Origin of the sequence: Rhodopirellula bahusiensis, from assembly GCF_002727185.1 — a bacterium.
Classification (GTDB): domain Bacteria; phylum Planctomycetota; class Planctomycetia; order Pirellulales; family Pirellulaceae; genus Rhodopirellula; species Rhodopirellula bahusiensis.
Genome location: NZ_NIZW01000003.1, coordinates 121,542 through 141,320, shown reverse-complemented (window position 1 = coordinate 141,320; position 19,779 = coordinate 121,542). Strand labels below are relative to the sequence as shown.

12 protein-coding genes are annotated in these 19,779 nt (G+C 56.2%); 10 read left to right on the top strand and 2 right to left on the bottom strand.

Annotated features, from left to right (window positions below; all coding sequences use genetic code 11):
• Positions 1-34: 34 nt before the first annotated feature.
• The gene (locus CEE69_RS05945; protein ID WP_099259821.1) at positions 35-466 is read right to left on the bottom strand and encodes a MarR family winged helix-turn-helix transcriptional regulator; all 432 of its coding nucleotides are present in this window, start codon (positions 464-466) and stop codon (positions 35-37) included.
• Between the two features lie 443 nt (positions 467-909).
• Between CEE69_RS05945 and CEE69_RS05935 the strand changes: the two genes are divergently transcribed.
• The 7 genes from CEE69_RS05935 to CEE69_RS05905 all read left to right on the top strand — a co-directional run bounded on the left by CEE69_RS05935 (position 910) and on the right by CEE69_RS05905 (position 12,842).
• The gene (locus tag CEE69_RS05935) at positions 910-1,854 is read left to right on the top strand and encodes a nucleotidyltransferase domain-containing protein (protein ID WP_099259819.1); all 945 of its coding nucleotides are present in this window, start codon (positions 910-912) and stop codon (positions 1,852-1,854) included.
• Entirely contained in the window at positions 1,851-2,630 is a 780-nt protein-coding gene (locus CEE69_RS05930; protein ID WP_099259818.1) for a nucleotidyltransferase domain-containing protein, read from the top strand. The genes CEE69_RS05935 and CEE69_RS05930 overlap by 4 nt, the downstream gene beginning before the upstream one ends.
• A 104-nt stretch (positions 2,631-2,734) precedes the next feature.
• Positions 2,735-5,095, top strand: coding sequence for a DUF1549 and DUF1553 domain-containing protein (locus CEE69_RS05925; RefSeq protein WP_099259817.1), 2,361 nt, complete (start codon positions 2,735-2,737; stop codon positions 5,093-5,095).
• A gap of 6 nt (positions 5,096-5,101) precedes the next feature.
• Positions 5,102-6,442, top strand: coding sequence for a DUF1501 domain-containing protein (locus tag CEE69_RS05920; RefSeq protein WP_099259816.1), 1,341 nt, complete (start codon positions 5,102-5,104; stop codon positions 6,440-6,442).
• Positions 6,443-6,519: 77 nt separating this feature from the next.
• Positions 6,520-8,151: a PPC domain-containing protein gene (locus tag CEE69_RS05915; protein ID WP_233214897.1), complete on the top strand. Its 1,632-nt coding sequence runs from the start codon at positions 6,520-6,522 to the stop codon at positions 8,149-8,151.
• Positions 8,148-10,898: a WD40 domain-containing protein gene (locus tag CEE69_RS05910; protein ID WP_099259814.1), complete on the top strand. Its 2,751-nt coding sequence runs from the start codon at positions 8,148-8,150 to the stop codon at positions 10,896-10,898. Before CEE69_RS05915 ends, CEE69_RS05910 begins: the two co-directional genes overlap by 4 nt.
• A gap of 117 nt (positions 10,899-11,015) precedes the next feature.
• Positions 11,016-12,842 carry an SHD1 domain-containing protein gene (locus CEE69_RS05905; protein WP_099259813.1) on the top strand — a complete coding sequence of 609 codons (1,827 nt, stop codon included), beginning with the start codon at positions 11,016-11,018 and terminating at the stop codon, positions 12,840-12,842.
• A gap of 147 nt (positions 12,843-12,989) precedes the next feature.
• On the opposite strand, the gene CEE69_RS05900 is transcribed toward CEE69_RS05905, so the two are convergent.
• The gene (locus CEE69_RS05900; RefSeq protein WP_099259812.1) at positions 12,990-14,345 is read right to left on the bottom strand and encodes a sulfatase; all 1,356 of its coding nucleotides are present in this window, start codon (positions 14,343-14,345) and stop codon (positions 12,990-12,992) included.
• A gap of 316 nt (positions 14,346-14,661) precedes the next feature.
• On the opposite strand from CEE69_RS05900, the gene CEE69_RS05895 reads away from it, so the two are divergent.
• From CEE69_RS05895 to CEE69_RS05885, 3 genes are all read left to right on the top strand, one after another.
• The gene (locus CEE69_RS05895; protein ID WP_099259811.1) at positions 14,662-16,287 is read left to right on the top strand and encodes an ExeM/NucH family extracellular endonuclease; all 1,626 of its coding nucleotides are present in this window, start codon (positions 14,662-14,664) and stop codon (positions 16,285-16,287) included.
• A gap of 109 nt (positions 16,288-16,396) precedes the next feature.
• Positions 16,397-18,496, top strand: coding sequence for a phosphate acetyltransferase (gene pta, locus CEE69_RS05890; protein ID WP_099259810.1), 2,100 nt, complete (start codon positions 16,397-16,399; stop codon positions 18,494-18,496).
• Positions 18,493-19,605 carry an acetate/propionate family kinase gene (locus CEE69_RS05885; protein ID WP_099259809.1) on the top strand — a complete coding sequence of 371 codons (1,113 nt, stop codon included), beginning with the start codon at positions 18,493-18,495 and terminating at the stop codon, positions 19,603-19,605. The genes pta and CEE69_RS05885 overlap by 4 nt, the downstream gene beginning before the upstream one ends.
• Positions 19,606-19,779 lie beyond the last annotated feature (174 nt).

The window sequence follows — 19,779 nt, the reverse complement described above, 5'->3', positions numbered from 1 at the left end:
CTAAAGGGGGTGATGGGTTCATCGACTCGCAACTTCATTCGATCAAGTTCTCTTGCATCCGCTGCATCGTCCGGATGGTGGTGCTCCATTGCTGGGCACTGATTCCAGATTTCAATCGCTGCCGGAGAGATTCCGCCAGCGGCATCAATTTTTCCATTTGCTTCGTCCCTTTGGCGGTCGGGCAAATCAGAACCGCTCGACCGTCATTGGGATCTCGTTCTCGCGAGACCAATTGTTTTTTGACCAAGCCATCCACCTGCCGAGTCACGGTGGTGATGTCACGCATCACCAGTTTCGCAAAGTCTCCCGTACGAAGCGGCTCGCCGGCTTCATGAAGCACCATCAAAATCGAAGATTCTTCGACCGACAAATCCAAACCCGCCTCTTTCAAAACATCGGTGATCCGAATTCGAAACAGGTACGCCAATCGACTGAGCAGAAACCCAGGTCGTTCCTCATGGCCCATGTTCGTCCTCCCGCAAAATCAATCAATCATTTCGTTCCGATCTGAGAATCGGTCGATCCGCCTCGGCCAATTACCTGCATTCCACAGCTACTTACCTGCACTGTACAACAAAGCGCCTCTCAGACAATCCCCTTTCTTTCAAACCGTCCGTCAGCCACGCCCTAGCCCACGAAATCCTCCCTCCTTCGGCAAGATTTTTCTCTCGTATTGGGCCGTGCCGTTTTCTGGTGCTGCGTTTTGGCGGGTTTCTGCATTTGAGAACCTCTCCCGAAACGAAGTTTTGGGGGAGGTCAAGCGACGCCGTCCAGGCGTACGCGAGGGAGGGGGCAGGCATAGGGAGCGTCTCCCATATCAAAGGGAACATCCACCGAACCTTGGGACCTTCCAAACAATCCACTCTCTACAATCAAGACCACCCCATTTCATCGTGCCAGTCGAATCCAATGGCCCATTCACCCAACCTTTCCTTGATCCATTCGCCTGGCACCCAGGTCGTCGTGCAGAAAGACGTCATGACGACGAACGATCGAATCGCGCATCCGGCGGGAGCGGTCGGCGTGGTCGTGCGGTCACCGGTGGATCGCACACACGCCTATCGCGTCAAATTCAGCGACGGGTTTGAAGCGGCCATTCATCACGACCAACTGGTGCAATTGTCGGAGTTCAAAAACCAAACCATCCGTGATGCGAATGCACCGCTGATGAGTTCGGGCCTGTACGACCGAGTGATCTATCGCTGCGTGATCGGCTCGCGAGCCTATGGTCTGGAAGACGAAGATTCCGACACGGATCGCCGCGGCATTTACCTTCCGCCGGCGGAGCTCCATTGGTCACTCTATGGCGTTCCCGAACAACTTGAGAACGATCAAACGCAAGAGGTCTACTGGGAACTGCAAAAGTTCATTGTGCTGGCACTCAAAGCGAACCCGAACGTTCTCGAATGTCTCTATTCGCCAATCGTCGAATCGGTCACACCGCTTGGCAAAGACTTGCTGGCGATGCGCGACGCCTTTCTATCCAAGCTCGTTTTCCAAACGTTCTCAGGCTACGTCGCCTCGCAATTCAAGAAGATGCAAACAGACATCCGTAACCAAGGCCGCGTGAAGTGGAAACACGTCATGCACCTGATCCGGTTGTTGTTGTCGGGAACACATGTCCTGCGAAGCGGCGAGATGGTGGTCGATGCCGGCCAACACCGAGACCGTCTGCTGACCATCAAGCGTGGCGAGACGCTGTTCGATGAGGCAGATGAATGGCGACAAGAACTTCAGCGAGATTTTGAAACCGCCTTCCGAACCACCCCACTGCCCGATCGTCCTGACTACGAACGAGTCAACGCGTTCTTGGTCGATGCTCGCCGCAAAGCCATCCAAGAGAATCTTCCATGACTGACGCCCGAACAATCGACTACGACAAGATGATGCCGCACATCCGTGCTGCACCGTATCCGCTGTTGTTCGCCACCATCAGCGGAGCCCACCTGTACGGTTTCCCGTCCCCAGATTCCGACTTCGATCTTCGCGGCGTGCACCTGCTGCCGCTGAAGACGGTCGTCGGTCTGGAGGATGGCGAACAGACGATCGAAAAGGAAGGTGTTTACGACGGCCTTGAGATTGACTTGGTCACTCACGATGTGGGTAAGTTCTTTGGGCTGATGCTCAAGCGAAATGGTTACGTGCTCGAACAAATCTTCTCGCCACTGATCGTTCACTCCACGCCGGAACATGAGGAGTTGAAGTCGATCGCTCAAGGCTGCATCACTCGGCATCACGCCCACCACTACCTCGGGTTCGCTGCGACTCAGTGGAAACTGTTCGCAAAGGAGACACCGCCACGAGTCAAACCGTTGCTGTATGTCTACCGCGTGCTGCTGACTGGAATTCACTTGATGAGATCCGGCGAGGTCGAATCGAACCTCGTGACTCTCAACGAAAACGCGAGACTCTCGTACATCGACGAGCTGATTGATCGCAAGCAAACGGGGCCGGAAAAAGGGACGCTCGATGCCGCTGATCTCGAATTCCACACGCATGAATTTGAGCGATTGGTCAGCCAACTCGAGGAGGCCCACGAGCAGTCAGAACTACCGGAAATTCCGTCCGCCCGCCCAGCTCTGAACGATCTGCTGGTGCGACTTCGATTGAACGGTAGCGGCGGGCAGTAGGAAGGCGATCTGGCACCGGGCAAAGATTAGTTCCCAACGGAGTTCCGCAATTGGCTATGCTGAGGGTCCCTCCTCAGACCCCACCCACGTCCCGCCCGCCCGCCATGTCAGATCGCCTTTCCCCAAGGTTGTCGCCCATTCACGTCGCCATCGCCGCGACGTTGTTGGGGATCATCCATCAAAGCACTGCCGGCCCCGGCAAAGTGTTCGCGGATCCGACCCAGCCTGCTTCAGCGTCCAGTGCGAACCAACCGAACCATTCGGAATCGCCCAAGCAAGCTCAATCGCCCGTCAGTTTTGAACTGGACGTGCAACCGATCTTGGCCGCTCAAGGCTGCAATGCGGGTGCCTGCCACGGCAAACAACGCGGACAGAACGGATTCCAACTTTCGCTGCTGGGGTTTGATTCCAACTTCGATTACGACGCGATTGTTCGACAGGCCCGCGGGCGACGGCTCACCATCCGGGCACCGGAATCCAGCCTGTTGGTTCGGAAAGCGACGGCAGAATTGCCTCATGGTGGCGGGCGAAAGATCGAAGTCGGCTCGCCGGCCTACCAGACACTGACCGCCTGGATTCGCCAAGGAGCACCACGTCGATTGGCAGACGAACCCACGTTGACCTCGGTTGAAATTGCCAAGACCGACTTCCTGCTCAAGCCATCCGAAACGGCTCAGCTTTCTGTCTTGGCTCGCTTCAGCGACGGCAGCGAGCGAGATGTCACCTCGATGACCGGCTACCTTTCCAACGACACCGCAATCACATCGGTCGACAAGACAGGAAAGATCGTTGCCGGACCGATTCCTGGCGAGACCGCCGTGATGGCTCGCTATATGAATCACATTTGTGTGGCCAACGTCAGCATCCCACGAACAACGGAGTTGCCCGAAGGATTCTACGACCAACAACCGCGTGCCAACTTCATCGATGATTTGGTCCACAACAAACTGAACCAACTTCAAATTCAAGTTTCAGATCCGGCCAGCGAATCTACGTTCTTGCGCCGTGTGTACACCGATGTGATCGGACGAGCACCGACGGCGGACGAGGCTCGCGAATTTCTTGAGTCTCAAGATCCCGACAAACGCGAAAGGCTCGTCGAGCAACTTCTCGATCAACCGGAATACATCGATCACTGGGCCAACCAATGGGCGGACTTGTTGCGTCCCAATCCTTATCGCGTCGGGATCAAAGCGGTCCTGAACTATGACAATTGGATCCGTCAGCAGTTTCGAGAAAACGTTCCCTACGACGAATTTGCACGACGGCTGATCACGGCCAAAGGCAGCACGTGGCACAACGGCGCCGTGACACTGTTCCGAGATCGACGCAGCCCCGATGAAGTCGCCACGCTGGTCAGCCAACTGTTTCTCGGCGTTCGCTTGGAATGTGCCAAGTGCCACCATCATCCATTTGAAAAATGGAGCCAACACGACTTCTATTCCTTTGCCGCCTACTTCGGCAGAGTCGGCCGCAAAGGCAAAGGATTGTCGCCGCCGATCTCAGGTGGCGAAGAGATCGTTTACGTTTCCACCAAAGGAAGCGTCAAGCATCCCGTGACCGACGAAGTGCTGCCTCCCTCGCCTCTGTTTGGCACCGCCGAGGTGGCAGAGGGATCGGATCCGCGTGAGGCTCTAGCGGAATGGATGACGTCCCCGGACAACGAATACTTCGCTCAGGTTCACGTCAATCGCGTGTGGGCACAGTTGATGGGTCGAGGCATCGTCGATCCAGTCGACGATCTTCGCAGCACGAACCCACCCAGCAACCCAGCGCTACTCGATGCCTTGGCCGAACACTTTCAACAATCCGGTTTCGATCAAAAGAACCTGATCAAAACCATCGTCTTGTCCAACGTTTACTCGCTCAGTTCCGTTCCCAACGAAACCAACGCGGCCGACCGACTGAACTACTCGCGTCACTACCGTCATCGATTGCGGGCCGAGGTGCTCGCTCAAGCGGTCGCGGACGTGACCGAAACGTCGGGATCCTTTTCCGGCTTGGCACCCGAATCGCGAGCCAACCAAGTTTGGACGCACCGGATCGATTCGACGTTCTTGGATACGTTTGGCAGACCGGATGAGAACAAGGATCCACCGTGCGAACGCATTCCCGATTCATCCGTCACTCAGACGTTGCACCTGATGAATTCGCGAGAACTCGACGCACGTGTCCGAAGCGATACCGGTCGTGCGGCGCGGCTGGCCAACAGCGACCTGACTCCGGCAGAGATCGTGACCGATCTGTACTTGGCTATTTTTTCGCGAATGCCAAACGACGAAGAACGAAGCTATGCCGAGACATTGATTCGCGACTCCAGCGAAAACACCACCAGCGAGAGCGCCACTGCGAATCAAAGTGGCGATGAAGAACAAAAGGAAACCACCGATGAAGGTCGTCGGCGTGTGATTGAGGACTTGATGTGGGCGATGATGAATTCGCCTGAGTTTATTATTCAAAACTGATAAATCATGTCGAACACTTGGACAAACTGTGAAGGACTGACGCGCCGCGACGGTCTCAAATTAGGCCTTGGCGGACTGATCGGCGGAGGCCTGTCGGGAGCCTTGAGTGCGCAAGCTCGCGCGTCAGAGAACTCCGGTTCCCGCCGTCGCAACGCTCAGGCGGATGCCTGCATCTTGGTTTGGATGGACGGTGGTCCCAGTCACTACGAAACGTTTGATCCCAAACCAGACGCCCCCGTCGAAATCCGCGGCACCTACCAGCCCATCGCGACTCAAACCCCCGGCATCCAGTTCGCTGAACCGATGCAGAAAATGGCGGCGATCAGCGATGACCTCGCAATCGTGCGTTCGATTCGGCACGACCAGGGCAACCACGGCGCCGGCAATCACTACATGATGACCGGAGCCCCGCCTCGCATTCCGGTTGGTTGTGGTGCGTTTGTCAGTTTTCACCCCAGCCTCGGCAGTGTGGTCTCCAAAGAGATCGGTGCTCCTCACGGGATTCCCGCCTACTTTTCTCTTCCTCGCATGTCGCGTTCGGGCGGACCGAATTTCCTCGGCAGCAAGTACGCACCGTTCGTCGTTCCTGACAATCCGAACAATTCCGGCTTCCGTGTTCGCGATGTCACGATCCCCACGGGACTGACCGACGGCCGATTCAGTTCCCGGCAACAAATCCGCCAACGCATCGACACGATGATGCGTTTCAATGACGCCAGCGTCGCCGATCCAACCTTGGCGGTCGACGAGTTCTATCAGCAAAGCCTGCAAATCATCAGCAGCAAAGAAGCCCAAGCCGCGTTCGACATTCACCAAGAATCCGACGAAGTCCGCGATGCCTACGGACGAAACCCGTTTGGCCAGCAAGCCTTGCTCGCCCGTCGATTGGTCGGCGCCGGCGTTCCCTTCGTGACGCTCTACAGCGGTGGCTGGGACCATCACGTCGACATCTTCAATGCACTGGATAAGAAACTGCCACCGTTTGAAGCAACGGTCGCGGCTTTGATTTCTGACCTCAAAAAACAAGGCATGCTGGAACGCACCTTGGTCGTTGTCTTGGGTGAGTTCGGACGGACGCCCAAGATCAACGAACGCGGCGGACGCGACCACTGGTCCAACGCCATGAGCGTCGTGTTCGCGGGAGGTCAGACGCCGGGCGGACAAGTCATCGGGGCGACCGACCGACAAGGTTACGCCGCGGTCGAACGAGTCCTGTCACCAGAAAATTTCGTGTCGACCATCTACGAGAAACTCGGCATCGATCCGGGCCAAATGATGTACACCGGCGAAGGACGCCCCACACACTTGGTCAGCGACGCGACTCCAATCACCGAGTTGATGAGCTAGTGCGTCACTCATTGAATTCAATCAACCACAGGTGCGTCTACGAAACCATCCTTCGTTCACGCCGTGCGAGTTGCTTCGTGATCGCTTCCACACTTCAGCTTCGCCTGATGTGGGCATTGATTTTATGCTGCTTCACCCCGCACTTGGCTCACGCACAAATCAAGCTGGATCGAGTGTTCCCACCGGCCGTTGCCGTTGGTGCCGAAACAGCGGTCGCCGCGGAAGGCAAATTTCCCAATTGGCCGCCCAACATCGATTGCGATGTCGATCAGGTTTCCATCTCGGCTGGCAAAGACTCCGGCAAGTTGACCGTCAAAGTCGCTGACGATGCGGCACCGGGCGTCGCGTGGATCCGATTCCACGACGATCAGTCCATGACCGCGTTGGTTCCCCTGATCCTCTCCTCCGTCGACGTGTTCTCTGAGACGGAACCCAATGACAAACGATCGGAAGCCAACCCAATTGAGCTTCCCATCGTCGTCGCCGGCCGTTTGGCCAAGGGCGGTGACAGCGATGCCTACCGCGTGTCATTGAAAGCGGGCCAGACATTGGTCGTTTCGGCGACGGCCAACCAAGTCTTGAAGTCACCCATGGACGCGGTGCTGCAGTTGACCGATCTTCGTGGCAACGTGCTCTTCCATTCCGACGACGTCCGTGGATTGGACCCACAAATCGTTTTCACCGCTGACTCAGATCAAGAACTCCTGATCCGAATTTTCGCGTTCCCCGAAACGCCCAACAGCACGATCGGCTACGCGGGATCAGCCTCATTCATTTACACGTTGGACGTGACCACCGGCCCGTTTGTGGATCATGTTGCTGCCGACAAAGAGAAGGCCATTGCGTTTGGTTACAACCTCGACGACGCCACCCGGACGGTCTCAAACACCACCGAAAGCCTGTCGCCTCCCGTCGCGATGATCCCCGATGCCTTGGGGTGGTCTTGGGTTCCACCCGTTGATGAATCGGTTCATCGAGTCTTACCCGGTGGCAAGTTCGATGGAACGCTGCCCGCTTTGCTGTTCGGTCACTTCCTGAAAGCAGATGAAACGCATCACTACAATTTCAAGGCCAGCAAAGGAACCAAGTACCGCGCCGAAGTCCGATCCAAGACCAACGGATTCTTGCTCGATTCCAAGCTCACGATCACGGACTCAAAGTCAGGCAAAACACTGGCCAGCAACGACGACATGTCGTCCGGTGGCTATGACGCGGGAGTCGACTTCACCGCAACCGAGGACGGTCCCATCGACGTCGCGGTCTCCGAGATGCTGGGCGAGTTTGGCCCGCGACACTTCTATCAATTGTCGATTCGCGAATTGAAACCGGAGTGCCAACTTTCGATGACTGAAGATCACTTCGTCGTCACTCAGTCCAAACCGCTCGAACTCAGCGTGTCCGTCAATCGCAAGTCGGGTTTCAACTCAAAAGTCAAAATCGCCGCGACGGAATTGCCCGATGGGATCCAGTCGGACGCCGTGGTTTCCGAACCCAAAGGCGACACCGCCAAGACGGTCAAACTGAAACTGACCGCTGCGGACAATGCGATCGGTCACGGTCGCTTTCGAATCGTGGGAACCATTTTGGACGCGAATGACGAGCCGACGGAAGAAACCACTGAGGCCACCTACAACCTGCGGCCATCCATCCCACTGACGGAGTTCTGGCTCACCGTTCCTCCTGCCCCCGCCAAAGAAGCCTCACCATGATCCGCCCAGCCACAAAGACATTGCTCGTCGTGCTGGCACTGAGTTTTGAGTGGAGCGTCGGACTTGATTCGATCGTCGGCACGCCCAACCAAGTGAGCGCAGACACGCTCCCAATCGACGACTTGCCCGACGGCCATGAAGTCCTCTTCAGCCGCGACGTGGCACCGGTGCTGAAAAAAAACTGCGTTGCCTGCCACAACACCAGCGACGACGAAGGCGGAGTGAACCTGGAATCCGGAGAACAGATCCGGACCTCCGACTTGGATGATCTCATCGTTCCCGGAAACCCCGCGGAAAGTCGACTGTTCCTGCTCGCATCCCACGCGGATGATCCCGTGATGCCACCGGAGGACAACGATGCTTCGGCTTCGATTTTGAATCCGAAGGAGCTTGCTTTGCTAAAGCGTTGGATCCAAACCGGCGCCATCGTCGACCAAGCCACCGACGTTCCGGCGGAACAAAAATGGCAACCGCTACCGACCGACTTGCAAACGGTTTACGGATCAGCCATGACCGCCGACGGAAGATTGTCCGCGGTCAGTTTTGGCAACCAGATTCGTGTGTTCGGCACCAAGTCCTCTGAACCAATTGAAACGCTTGCAATCGTCGAAGGCGAAGAAACAAAGCCGGCTCACGATGACTTCGTCCAAGATTTGTTCTTCAATCCGACCGGCCAACAACTCATCTCGGCGGGTTATCGCAACGTCAAGATTTGGGAGAGGACACCGTTCGAACCAGCCACGATTCCCACGATCAATCAAGACGACACCCTGGCGATTGCGATCAATGCCAAAGGAACTCATCTCGCGAAACTCTCGCGTCGTGGAGAGCTGAGTGTGGCGGAAGTCGGCAAAGATCGATGGCTGTGGATGAAGAGTTTCGATCTGCCTGAAGATTTCAAAACAGACGATCCCACCCAAGTCCGAATCATGCTGGATAGCGATGGTCATCAAGCGGCGATGCAGTGGGGCAACACGATTCGCATCGTTCGCGTCGACAGCAAAGACATCGAAACCCTCGATGCGGCAAACGCGGTCACTTCAATGCAATGGACCGGACCAGATCGCTTAGCAACCGCGACCGACGATGGCCAGGTCTTGTTTTGGAACCGAGACGGAGACACTTGGACCAACACAGAGCACAACGTTTTTGACCAAACCGTGCTTGCGATCCTCTCGACGTCCGAGACTCCAGATCAGTTGATCGCGATCGATGCAACCAGCAACGTTGCCAACTGGAATCCAACCAATCAAACGTTCGAAGCGGCCGGCAAATTGCCCGCTCCCGCCGTGTCCGCTTTGCTCTCGCCCGACGGGACCTCGCTGTGGATCAGCACCGCGTCAGGAGCCCTAGGACAATACAACATCGCCGATCAAAGCTATGTCGAAGTCGCGAAAACGGATCCTGTCGCCAAAGCTCAATTAGCAAACGACAATTGGCAAACACTCGTCACCGAAACATTGGTCGCGGCGCAAGAAAAGGATGTCAAGCAAGCCGAAGACGACGTTGCGGCAGAGAAGAAGAACTTGGAATCGATTGCCAAAGAAATCGAAACCAAAACCAAACTGCGAGACGAGAAACAGGCCAGCGTTGAAGAAGCCAAGCAAGCCCTTGCGACCAAAGAGAGCGAACTCGCCGCTGCCGTGACAGAACTCAGTCAAGCCGAGAAAATCAAAGCCCGCGGTGAGGCTCGGCTAAAGGACTTGGAAGCGGAACACAAACGTCATCAGCAGGTCCTCGCGAAACTCAAACAAGATCACGAATCAAAGAAAGCCAAGGCCGCCGCTTCTCAATCACGGCATGATTCATCTCGCGCGACCGATGCCACACTCGCCGTCATGGACTCAGGATCGCGCATCCTCACACACGCCGCCAACACCGACGACGCACCGCAAAACGCATGGAGTCTGTGGTCCGCAACCGGTGACTGGTTGGCCGAATTGTCCGAACTGCCAACTGACGGACAACTGATCGCCAGCGGCGATCGTTGCGTCCTGATTCGAGGGTCCAACGGCGAGACCCAGGCTTTCGTTGCTCCGTCCCGCTCATGGAGTCTTCGCCAGACCATTGGTGCGACGACCGGTCCGAGCCCGTTTGCGAATCGCGTGTTGAGCATCGACGTTCATCCTTCCGGCAAATTGCTGGCCACCGGTGGCGGCGATCCTTCACGGGCCGGTGAATTGATGCTTTGGAAAGTCTCCGACGGTTCCCTGATTCGCGAGATCCCCAACTCGCATGGCGACACCGTTCTGTGTGTCCGCTTTTCGCCGGACGGTAAGATCTTGGCGGCCGGCGGTGCCGATCAAATGATCAAGCTGTGGGACATTGAATCGGGCACGCTGATCAAAACGCTCGAAGGACACACGCACCATGTCACCTCGATCGCATGGAACCTCGATGGTCGTCAACTCGCAACGGCTTCTGCTGATGCCTCGGTCAAAATCTGGAACATTGAAACGGGCCAAGCCACACGCACGATCACAGGATTCAAAACCGAAGTGACGAAACTGGTTTATATCGGCCGCGAAAATCGCGTTGGAGTTGCCAGCGGCGACAGTCACTTCCGCGTCTATCGCACCGACAATGGCTCTCGAGAAACCAACGCCAAGGTCGCTGGAGATTACCTATACGCATTGGATTCCAATCGCGACGGCAGCCAGTTCATCGTCGGTGGTGCGAGCGGTGCGGCCACTCGGATCGACCAATCAGGCAAACAAAGTCTGGAGTATGCATCAGGCGAAAAATGAACAGGCGTAGCCGCTGCACAAACAACAACCGTCGCAACAACTCTTGCTTTGAACAACGGTACAATGCGTCCCGCGCTCGCATATTCAATCCGTCGTTCGAACTGTTGAAAGCCACGTATGTTTCGCATCGCCATTGGAATCATTCCGTCGCTGTTGTTCTGCCTGACCTTCGCAGCGGCAGCGGCGCAGGACAACCTGCCAAGCACGGAACGAGTGTGGAAGGATTCCAGCGGTCGCTTTCAAGTCACCGCGAAACTGATCGAACAGGTCGGCAAGAAGGTCGTCTTGCAGACAAGGTCAGGACGCAAGATTGAGATCCCAAGTGATCGGCTCAGCGACGCCGATCAAACCTATCTGAAAAACATGGAGTCCGCCCCTTCATCTCCGGCCCCGCCTACGTCGGATGCGGACCAACCGAAACCAATCGAAGTTTCAAACGATCCGGAGGCGGAACTCGACTCCGCCCCACGTTTGAAGTTTTCAAACACCGTTTGGAACGTGAAAGTCTCCGCTCCAAAGTCGTCGGAGTTCGAACCCACCCCAGTCGCTCTGCCGAAACCGCATGGAAACCGGCAGGCTCACGCTGCGAACAGCTTGTTGATGAAAGCAGCCGTCAGTGACATCAGCGGCAGTGGACCGTCGGCTCAAACTCGTTTGATGATTGGCGACTTCCGCACCGGTCAACTGACCGAGTTGCCTGCGGTTTCCGGAACCGCCATGCAACCGAACGCCATCCTCGGCGATGGCAGTACGGTCGTGATGATTGGCATGGGCAAGGATCGAACGACCACCAACGAGGACTTGCAATCTTGGGACATCCGCGATGGCAAGGTGCAACGCGGCGATATTTGGAAACCCTACGCGGGTCAATCCAACCCCGGTATCCGTTTCGCGACCGCCGGCCCCGACAACCGTTTGATCACTTGCAGCAAAGGTGGGCACATCGTGGCTTGGCAAATGCCACAACGACGTGCACTTTGGCAAATCGAAATGGGGTCGCCACCCTACTGGCACACGAACGCTAACCTGAGCCAATTGGCGATCGCGTCAGCAACGCAACTGGTGATGGTCGATCTGTTGGAAGGTAAGGTCACGGGGTCACAATCTCTGAGCGATCTCGGACGCATTTACTATCCCAAGGTCTCCTTCAATCCCAGCGAAGACAAACTCTATTTGTCTTCGATCGGTCGCGTTTTGATTCTGGATCTTCGCAGAAACGAGTGGATTCAAGACACCGAAATCAGCGGTGTCGGCACCAGCAACGGCGCGATCTTTTGCGACGACGATTATGTCTTGATCGATGGCAGCACACTGGTCGACTGGAAGTCCGGAGCCAAAGTCGACCAATACAGCGGGCTGGGTGCACCGATTCCAATGGGCCACTTCGCGTGTGTGGTTTCAAGTTCGGAACTGCGGGCTCTCGATCTACCACTGAAACCGGTCGCCGAGAACGGAACGTCACCAAAATCGATGGCAACCGATTCGACCAGCCAGCCCAAAGAAGTCGCCGCCGACAAGCCCGCTTCAGAATTGCTTGGACGCTGGAAATTCGAACTGGAGGAAACCTACGCCAGTGGGAACAAGGGAATGAATCGAAGCACCTATCGATTTGCTCCCGACGGTACCTATGAAGTCTATTCCACGCTAGCAATGTCCAGCGGAAGCAACAGCCAACAACTCTACAGCGTCACCAGCCGCGAACGGGGAACGTGGACCCACGAGGGGAAGAAGTTCTGCATGACGGAGACGAAAAGCGACTTGGTTGAATTCCAATCCTCCGTCCCTGAGGTTTCCAGACAAACGTTCGAAACCGCAATTGCGCAGAAGTCGCCACCGGTCTGCTATGCCGTCTTCATCAAAACCAAGAACTTGGTCGAATTTCGCGACACGCAGGGCAACGCAATGCCGCTGCAGCGAATCACCACCGAACTCAACGTTCGATAGCGGTTGTGGTTGGCAAATGAGAAGCGGATCGAAGCAGGCACGCAGATGTCGTTAGTTAAATCAGCCGTTTGGCGTTAGCCACGGTTCCCACGCACGATCGGGGCGACTGCCCAAACGGCTCACGGGATCAACCCCAATCATTTCTGCCTACTTGCTTCGCTTCTTTGGGATTCCGGCGCCGGTCGTCTCGAGCCATTGAATCAGGCGAGCTTTCAAATCCTTGGTCACCTTGGGGTGAACCTCAGCCAGATCATTCTTCTCGCTCAGATCATTCTCCAAGTCATACAGTTCAACGGAATCATCGTCGTGACGGAGAATGAGCTTGTATTGGCCGCTGCGAATCACCGAACCAGGACGATTGTCTTTGTGAAACGCGAAGTGTGGGTAGTGAAAGTACAACGCATCACGCTGGAGATTGCCACCGCTGAACAACGGTTGCAATGTTTCGCCATCAAGTGATTCATCGCCGGCAAGCCCGACCCCTGCAGCATCCAAAACGGTTGCTGTTAGATCCATGCTGATCACAGGAGTTTCATTCACCGTCGCCGCTTCGGTCACGCCAGGCCAGCGAACGATCAAAGGCACACGCAAACCACCCTCGAACAGATACCCCTTTCCTTTTCGCAGCGGTCGGTTGTCAGTCGCACCGGACCAACCACCGTTGTCACTGGTGAATACCACCAAGGTCTCGTCCGAGATACCGAGCGAATCCAACTCACGCAGCACGCGTCCGACAGCGCGGTCGGTGGCTTCGATCTGGCCGCCGTAAATGGGGTTCTTCAGGCCGGGACCTTCTTTGCCTTTGTAATATTCGATCAAATCCTCCGGCGCCTCGAACGGATAGTGTGGGTTGTAAGTCCACAGGCACACGAACATCGGCTGGTCCTTCTCACGCCGCATGAAATCGATCGTTTCATCGGCCAAACGATCGCTCAGGTACTCGCCTTCTTTGCGAGGCGGCAACGCGGGAATGCGATAAGGATCGAAATACGTCGGAGGTCCCCCTAGCCCGCAACCGCCAACGTTGACATCAAAACCATGTTCGGTTGGCCAGTACTTTTTGTCGCTGCCCAAATGCCACTTGCCAAAGAATCCAGTGGTGTACCCCACCGCTTTCAATCGCTCCGCCATCGTCGTGGTTTCGTGAGGCAATTCATGTTTGGTCGACGGAGGTTGAATCAATCGATCTTCCGGCCAGAAAGACTTGCTATCCGCCCCGTGCTGGGTGATGTGCAATCTCGCGGGAGCAAGCCCTGTCATCAGAGCCGCACGGGTTGGAGAACAGACCGTGGAAGCCGCGTAGGCGTTGTCGAAACGCACCCCTGATTCTGCCAATGCATCGATGTTGGGCGTCCGCAACACGTCGTTGCCCTGGCAGTGCAAATCCTTCCATCCCATGTCATCCGCCATGATGAACAAGACATGCGGTCTTTCAGCCAACCCAACCGAACAGGGCAAACCACTCAGAAGACTGGCGGACAGAAAAATTAAAACGCTTCGCATTGAATGGCTCCCAGGTGTGCGGTCCGCAACATCCTATCCACAATCGAAGGAAGACGAATTGCCCGAACCTCGGTAAAGCCTGATTTTTCGATGAACCGACGCTCGCTTTCTACGGGCTAGAAGCTTGAGGCAGCGAACGATCCATGAAGAATCGGTTTAGAAAGAACGTTTGCCAAACCAGAGCCTCCTTAAGAGCGTTTATCACGATTGACAGGCGAACCACCATCTCGAAGATCATGTTCAAAGAATCCCTAGCGTGGAGATCATTGGGTGAGGACCGCTCCCCCTCTTCCCGCTACAGCCACTTCTACGATTCATGAATCAATTGAACAATCCAATTCGAATCGCCCTAATCTTTTCGCTAGCGTTTGGCTTGCTGACATCATTGGGATGCAAACCAGCAACAGCACCCGACGTTTCCATAGACACCACGCTTGAAACACCAGAGTCGCCCGCTACCTCAGCATCGACCGTCACGTCGGATTTGCAGCAGCCTGAAACTCGAGCATTCAGCACCGATGAAGTCGTCATTCGCGGCGACTTGAGCTCGGTTGATTGGCAATCGCTGGTCGGAAAGAAGGTCGCCATCGAAGGTGACCTCGTCATCGTGGACACCTACGATCTCGTCCGCCGGGGACAGATCAACGTGGCCCGCCAACGGCTGTATGTGCCGACCAGCCGAGTGGACCCAAACGACGCTGATCCGAGTGCCAACTCCTTTGAGGGCGGCAGCAATGTTGCCAAAGTGACCGAGGCTCAGAAATTCAACGACACCGCCATCATCACGCTCGATGATGGACCGGCAACCCAAAATATCTTTCCACCATTGTTGTTCCCGAACTTGGGGACAACGGATGCGACAGTCCGTCTCGGATCGGTCTTGCATGGCGTCTCAGGAAAGATGGTCCAGGCCGGCAGCAAACTTCTTCTCGTTGCAGATCAACCTCTGCGATGGACAGCCGCCCGGCGACCGCAACGCCCCGACGTTGGTGAAGCGGATGTGACCGTGGCCAGTTTCAACGTGCTGAACTACTTCACCACACTCGACAATGGAAACAACAATGCTCGCGGTGCGGACTCCGCTGCAGAACTGAAACGCCAGGAAGTCAAACTCGTTTCCGCGATGGTTGCGTTGGACGCCGATGTCATCGGCCTGATGGAAATCGAGAACAACCTCGACGCTGAGAAACTACTCGTTGCGGCGTTGAACAAAGCGATCGGCAAAGAAGCCTTCCAAGGCTGTGGCTTGCCCGATGACTTTCGAGATGCACCCGGTGGACGAGACGCGATCCGTGTTGGAATCATCTATCGATCCGATCGAGCTTCACCCAACGGCGATGTCGCCATCATTCGCGACGACGCCTTTCACATTGCCCGAACTCCGATCTCACAATCCTTCCGACCAAACGATGGAGGCGAACCATTCACAGTGATCGTCAACCATTTTAAATCGAAGGGCGGTGCAAGCGACGCAGAACCAGACAACAAAAACAAAGGTGACGGGCAAGGTGCCTTCAATGCGGGAAGACGTTCTCAATCCTTGGCGATTTGTGATTACATCGATTCGCTGAAGTCAGATGGCACAGAACCAAGAGTCCTCGTCATTGGCGACTTGAATGCCTACCAACAAGAAGACCCGATCGACGTCTTGCGAGCCAATGGCTTGGTGGATTTGCAGGCACGCTTTGAGCAAAGCTCTGAAACCGGTAATGAGAAGACTCCCTATTCGTACGTCTATTACGGGCAGTCCGGCATCCTCGACCATGCCTTCGCCACCGAGGCATTGGCGAACAACGTTTCCGGCGTCGCAACATGGCACATCAACGCTGATGAGCCGCGATCTTTGGACTACAACCAAGAGTACAACCCTGCCGAACTCTTTCATGCCGATCCCTATCGCAGTTCGGATCATGATCCGGTTCTCATCGGAATCCGACATTAGGCTGTCCGGCGAAGGTCGCTTCTGCCGCAGTTGCCGCGGTCTGCGGGGGCGTCTACGTTGACGACTTCGTGATTCGGATGGGCGACTCAAACTGCGGCACGGTAGACCTGTGATTCAACGAAGTATCTACATCGGCACCAATGGCAACGCGACCGGCAAACGCATGGTCGCCTTGGGCATGATGGAACTGGCCGCTCGGCGATTCGGCCGCGTCGCTTTCTTTCGCCCAGTCGTTCGTGTCGGCCCTGACGAGGACCAAAGCATCCGCATGATGCGATCTCGATACGGGATTGTCACTCCGGCCGATGAGATGTTTGGCGTCACGCGTGCGCAAGCCCGGCAAATGCTGGCGGATGACCGGTATAGCAATCTCATCCAGCTCATTCAACAACGATTCAAGTCACTCGAAGCGAAAGCCGACTTTGTTGTCGTTGAAGGCACCAGTTACCAAGGCCTGGCACCCGAACTCGAATTCGAATTGAACGCGGACATCGCCGCGAACATCGGTTCCCGTGTTCTGTCGGTTTACGCGATGGGAAATCGCTCGGTCGATGAGTGCGTTCAATCGGTGCTGATTGGAAACGAAAGTTTCGTCGACCGAGGTGCTCAACTGATCGCGACAATTATCAACCAAGTCCCCGACGATCAATCGACCGCATTGAACGCGGCAATCAAGACATCCAAATTGGACTCCAAAGCACCTCTGTACTTCCTTCCCGAAGAACCGCTTCTTCGCCAACCAACCGTTCGCGAAATTCAGCTCGGCATCGGTGCCAAACTGGTCTCCGGCGATGAATCCTCGCTCGACCGAGAAGTCGCGGTTCGCAAAGTCGCGGCCATGCAACTGCCCGGATTTCTGGAACGAATTTCCAACGCAGCCCTCGTGATGACACCCGGTGACCGCAGCGACATCCTGGTCGGCTGCGTGTTGGCATGTTCGCAACCCGATGGCCCTTCGCCGGCGGCCGTCGTGCTGACCGGCGGAATCCTGCCGCCTCCTTCTATCCGCCGTCTGGTCGAAAACGCCAACGCGTTGCCGATCCTGGTCGCGAACGAAGACACCTACACGGTCGCCTCCAAAGCCGCCGAGGTTCGCGCCGAGATCGGTGATCATTCCCCACGGAAAATTGAATCCGCGATTGGAGTGTTCGAGCGACACGTCGACACAGACTCGCTCGCCGCGCAACTGCAGGCTCCCGTGGTCCCGCGAATCACACCGATGCTGTTTGAACACTCACTGATCCAACGAGCGAGACAGCAACACGTCAAAATCGTGTTGCCCGAAGCGACGGAACCGCGGATCCTGCAAGCCGTCGACGTGTTGCGACGACGCGATGTGACCGACGTGATTCTGCTCGGCGATCCCAATCTGATTGCCGCCGCGGCAGCACGGGCTGGTGTCATGCTCCCCAACGACGGACTCGAGATCATCGATCCCGCGACCAGTCCACTCAGAGATTCGTTCGCCAGCGAATACTATCAACTTCGAAAACACAAAGGCGTGACCACCGACATCGCTCATGACCGCATGATCGACGTCACCTACTTCGGCACGATGCTGGTGCATCGAGGCTTGGCCGGCGGTTTGGTTTCGGGTGCGATTCACACCACCGCCAACACGATTCGTCCCGCGTTTGAATTCATTCGAACACGCCCCGATGTGAACGTCGTCAGCAGTGTGTTTCTCATGTGTTTGAAGAAGGGGGTGCTTGTTTATGGTGACTGCGCCGTGATCCCCAACCCCACCGCCGAACAACTGACTGAAATCGCAATCAGCAGTGCCGAGACCGCGATCCAGTTTGGCATCGATCCGAAGATCGCCATGCTGTCCTATTCCACCGGCGAAAGCGGGCACGGCGAAGACGTCGAAAAAGTCCGCGAAGCGACAGCGATGGTTCGCAAACGACGGCCTGATTTATTGGTCGAGGGCCCCCTGCAATACGACGCCGCCGTCGACCCCGACGTGGCTGCGACCAAGATGCCCGGCAACCCGGTCGCAGGCCAAGCCACGGTGCTGGTCTTCCCTGACCTGAACACCGGCAACAACCTTTACAAAGCCGTCCAACGATCCGCCGGTGCGATCGCAATCGGTCCCGTCTTGCAAGGGTTGAACAAACCCGTCAACGATCTGTCGCGGGGATGCACAGTGACGGACATCGTCAACACCGTCGCGATCACGGCTATCCAAGCACAAACGGTGGCTTCATGAATGTCCTGGTCTTCAATGTTGGCAGCACGACGCTGAAATACGCGTTCATCGATGCCAAAACCGAACAAGTCAGCGAGTCAGGGCTGGTCGATCGAATCGGACAACCCGGCGGAGACGCTATCAATCACGTGGTGGCTGCCAAGATCGCCATCGATGAAGTCGGGCTGAACAACGTTTGCGTGATCGGCCACCGGATCGTGCAAGGCGGTGACCTGTTCCTGGAACCCGCACTCGTCACACCAGATGTCTTGGAACGTCTTCGCACGCTGGACACACTGGCTCCTTTGCACAACCCAGCCGCACGCTCGGTGGTGGAAGGTTTGGTCGACATCGGAACGCCCCAAGCCCTGGTCTTCGACACGTCCTACTTCGCAACCCTTTCGCCGGCTGCCTATCGCTACGCCGTCCCGGAAGACTGGTATCAGAAACACGCCGTCCGTCGTTACGGTTTTCACGGAACGTCTCACCAATACGTGACCGAAAAAGCGATCCAGTTCATCGATGGTGACGAGACGTCCCGCATCATTTCGTTGCATCTCGGAGGCGGTGCCAGTGCAACTGCATCAATCGGCGGTCGAGCCGTCGACACCTCGATGGGAATGACACCACTGGAAGGTCTGGTGATGGCAACGCGATCAGGCGACTTGGACCCAGCCATCGTGCTGCACATGACCGAACACGCTGGGCTCGAACCGAGCGAGGTCCGAAATTCGCTGAATCGAAAAAGCGGTCTTCTCGGGTTGTGCGGCGACCCAGACATGCGGACGGTGCTCGACCGCCGACGCGCAGGCGATCCAACCGCGACGCTGGCGATTGACATTTATATTCGCCGAATCATCAAGACGATCGGCAGCTACATCGCCATCCTGGGCGGCTTGGATGCGTTGGTCTTCACCGCCGGAGTCGGCCAGCATTCTCCCGAGATACGCTCGCTGGTTTGCCAGTCGCTCCAGCATTTTGGAATCACATTGTCCGCAGATAAAAACGAAGTCTGCTGCGACGACCCAGCCGACATTTCGGCACCGGACGCACGTGTTCGCACGCTGGTGGTCGACACCAACGAAGAACTGGCCATCGCAAGACTCGTCCGCAACCGCGCAAAATCATGAGCTCACCCGCGATCCATTCCACTGAAATCCATTCTTCGTGAAAACGGTTCGTGCTTGCGGGGCACAACCGACACCCAAACTTTCCGTCAACGACAACTTGCCAACATCCACTGACCATCGCGACAGAACCTTCCAATGCGGAAGCATTCGGCAACGTCCAACACAAACTCTCAA

Excerpts from the sequence above, each read along its gene's own strand:
- CEE69_RS05945 (WP_099259821.1), bottom strand. The coding sequence starts at position 466 with ATGGGCCATGAGGAACGACCTGGGTTTCTGCTCAGTCGATTGGCGTAC.
- CEE69_RS05935 (WP_099259819.1), top strand. The coding sequence starts at position 910 with ATGGCCCATTCACCCAACCTTTCCTTGATCCATTCGCCTGGCACCCAG.
- CEE69_RS05930 (WP_099259818.1), top strand. The coding sequence starts at position 1,851 with ATGACTGACGCCCGAACAATCGACTACGACAAGATGATGCCGCACATC.
- CEE69_RS05925 (WP_099259817.1), top strand. The coding sequence starts at position 2,735 with ATGTCAGATCGCCTTTCCCCAAGGTTGTCGCCCATTCACGTCGCCATC.
- CEE69_RS05920 (WP_099259816.1), top strand. The coding sequence starts at position 5,102 with ATGTCGAACACTTGGACAAACTGTGAAGGACTGACGCGCCGCGACGGT.
- CEE69_RS05910 (WP_099259814.1), top strand. The coding sequence starts at position 8,148 with ATGATCCGCCCAGCCACAAAGACATTGCTCGTCGTGCTGGCACTGAGT.
- CEE69_RS05905 (WP_099259813.1), top strand. The coding sequence starts at position 11,016 with ATGTTTCGCATCGCCATTGGAATCATTCCGTCGCTGTTGTTCTGCCTG.
- CEE69_RS05900 (WP_099259812.1), bottom strand. The coding sequence starts at position 14,345 with ATGCGAAGCGTTTTAATTTTTCTGTCCGCCAGTCTTCTGAGTGGTTTG.
- CEE69_RS05895 (WP_099259811.1), top strand. The coding sequence starts at position 14,662 with ATGAATCAATTGAACAATCCAATTCGAATCGCCCTAATCTTTTCGCTA.
- CEE69_RS05885 (WP_099259809.1), top strand. The coding sequence starts at position 18,493 with ATGAATGTCCTGGTCTTCAATGTTGGCAGCACGACGCTGAAATACGCG.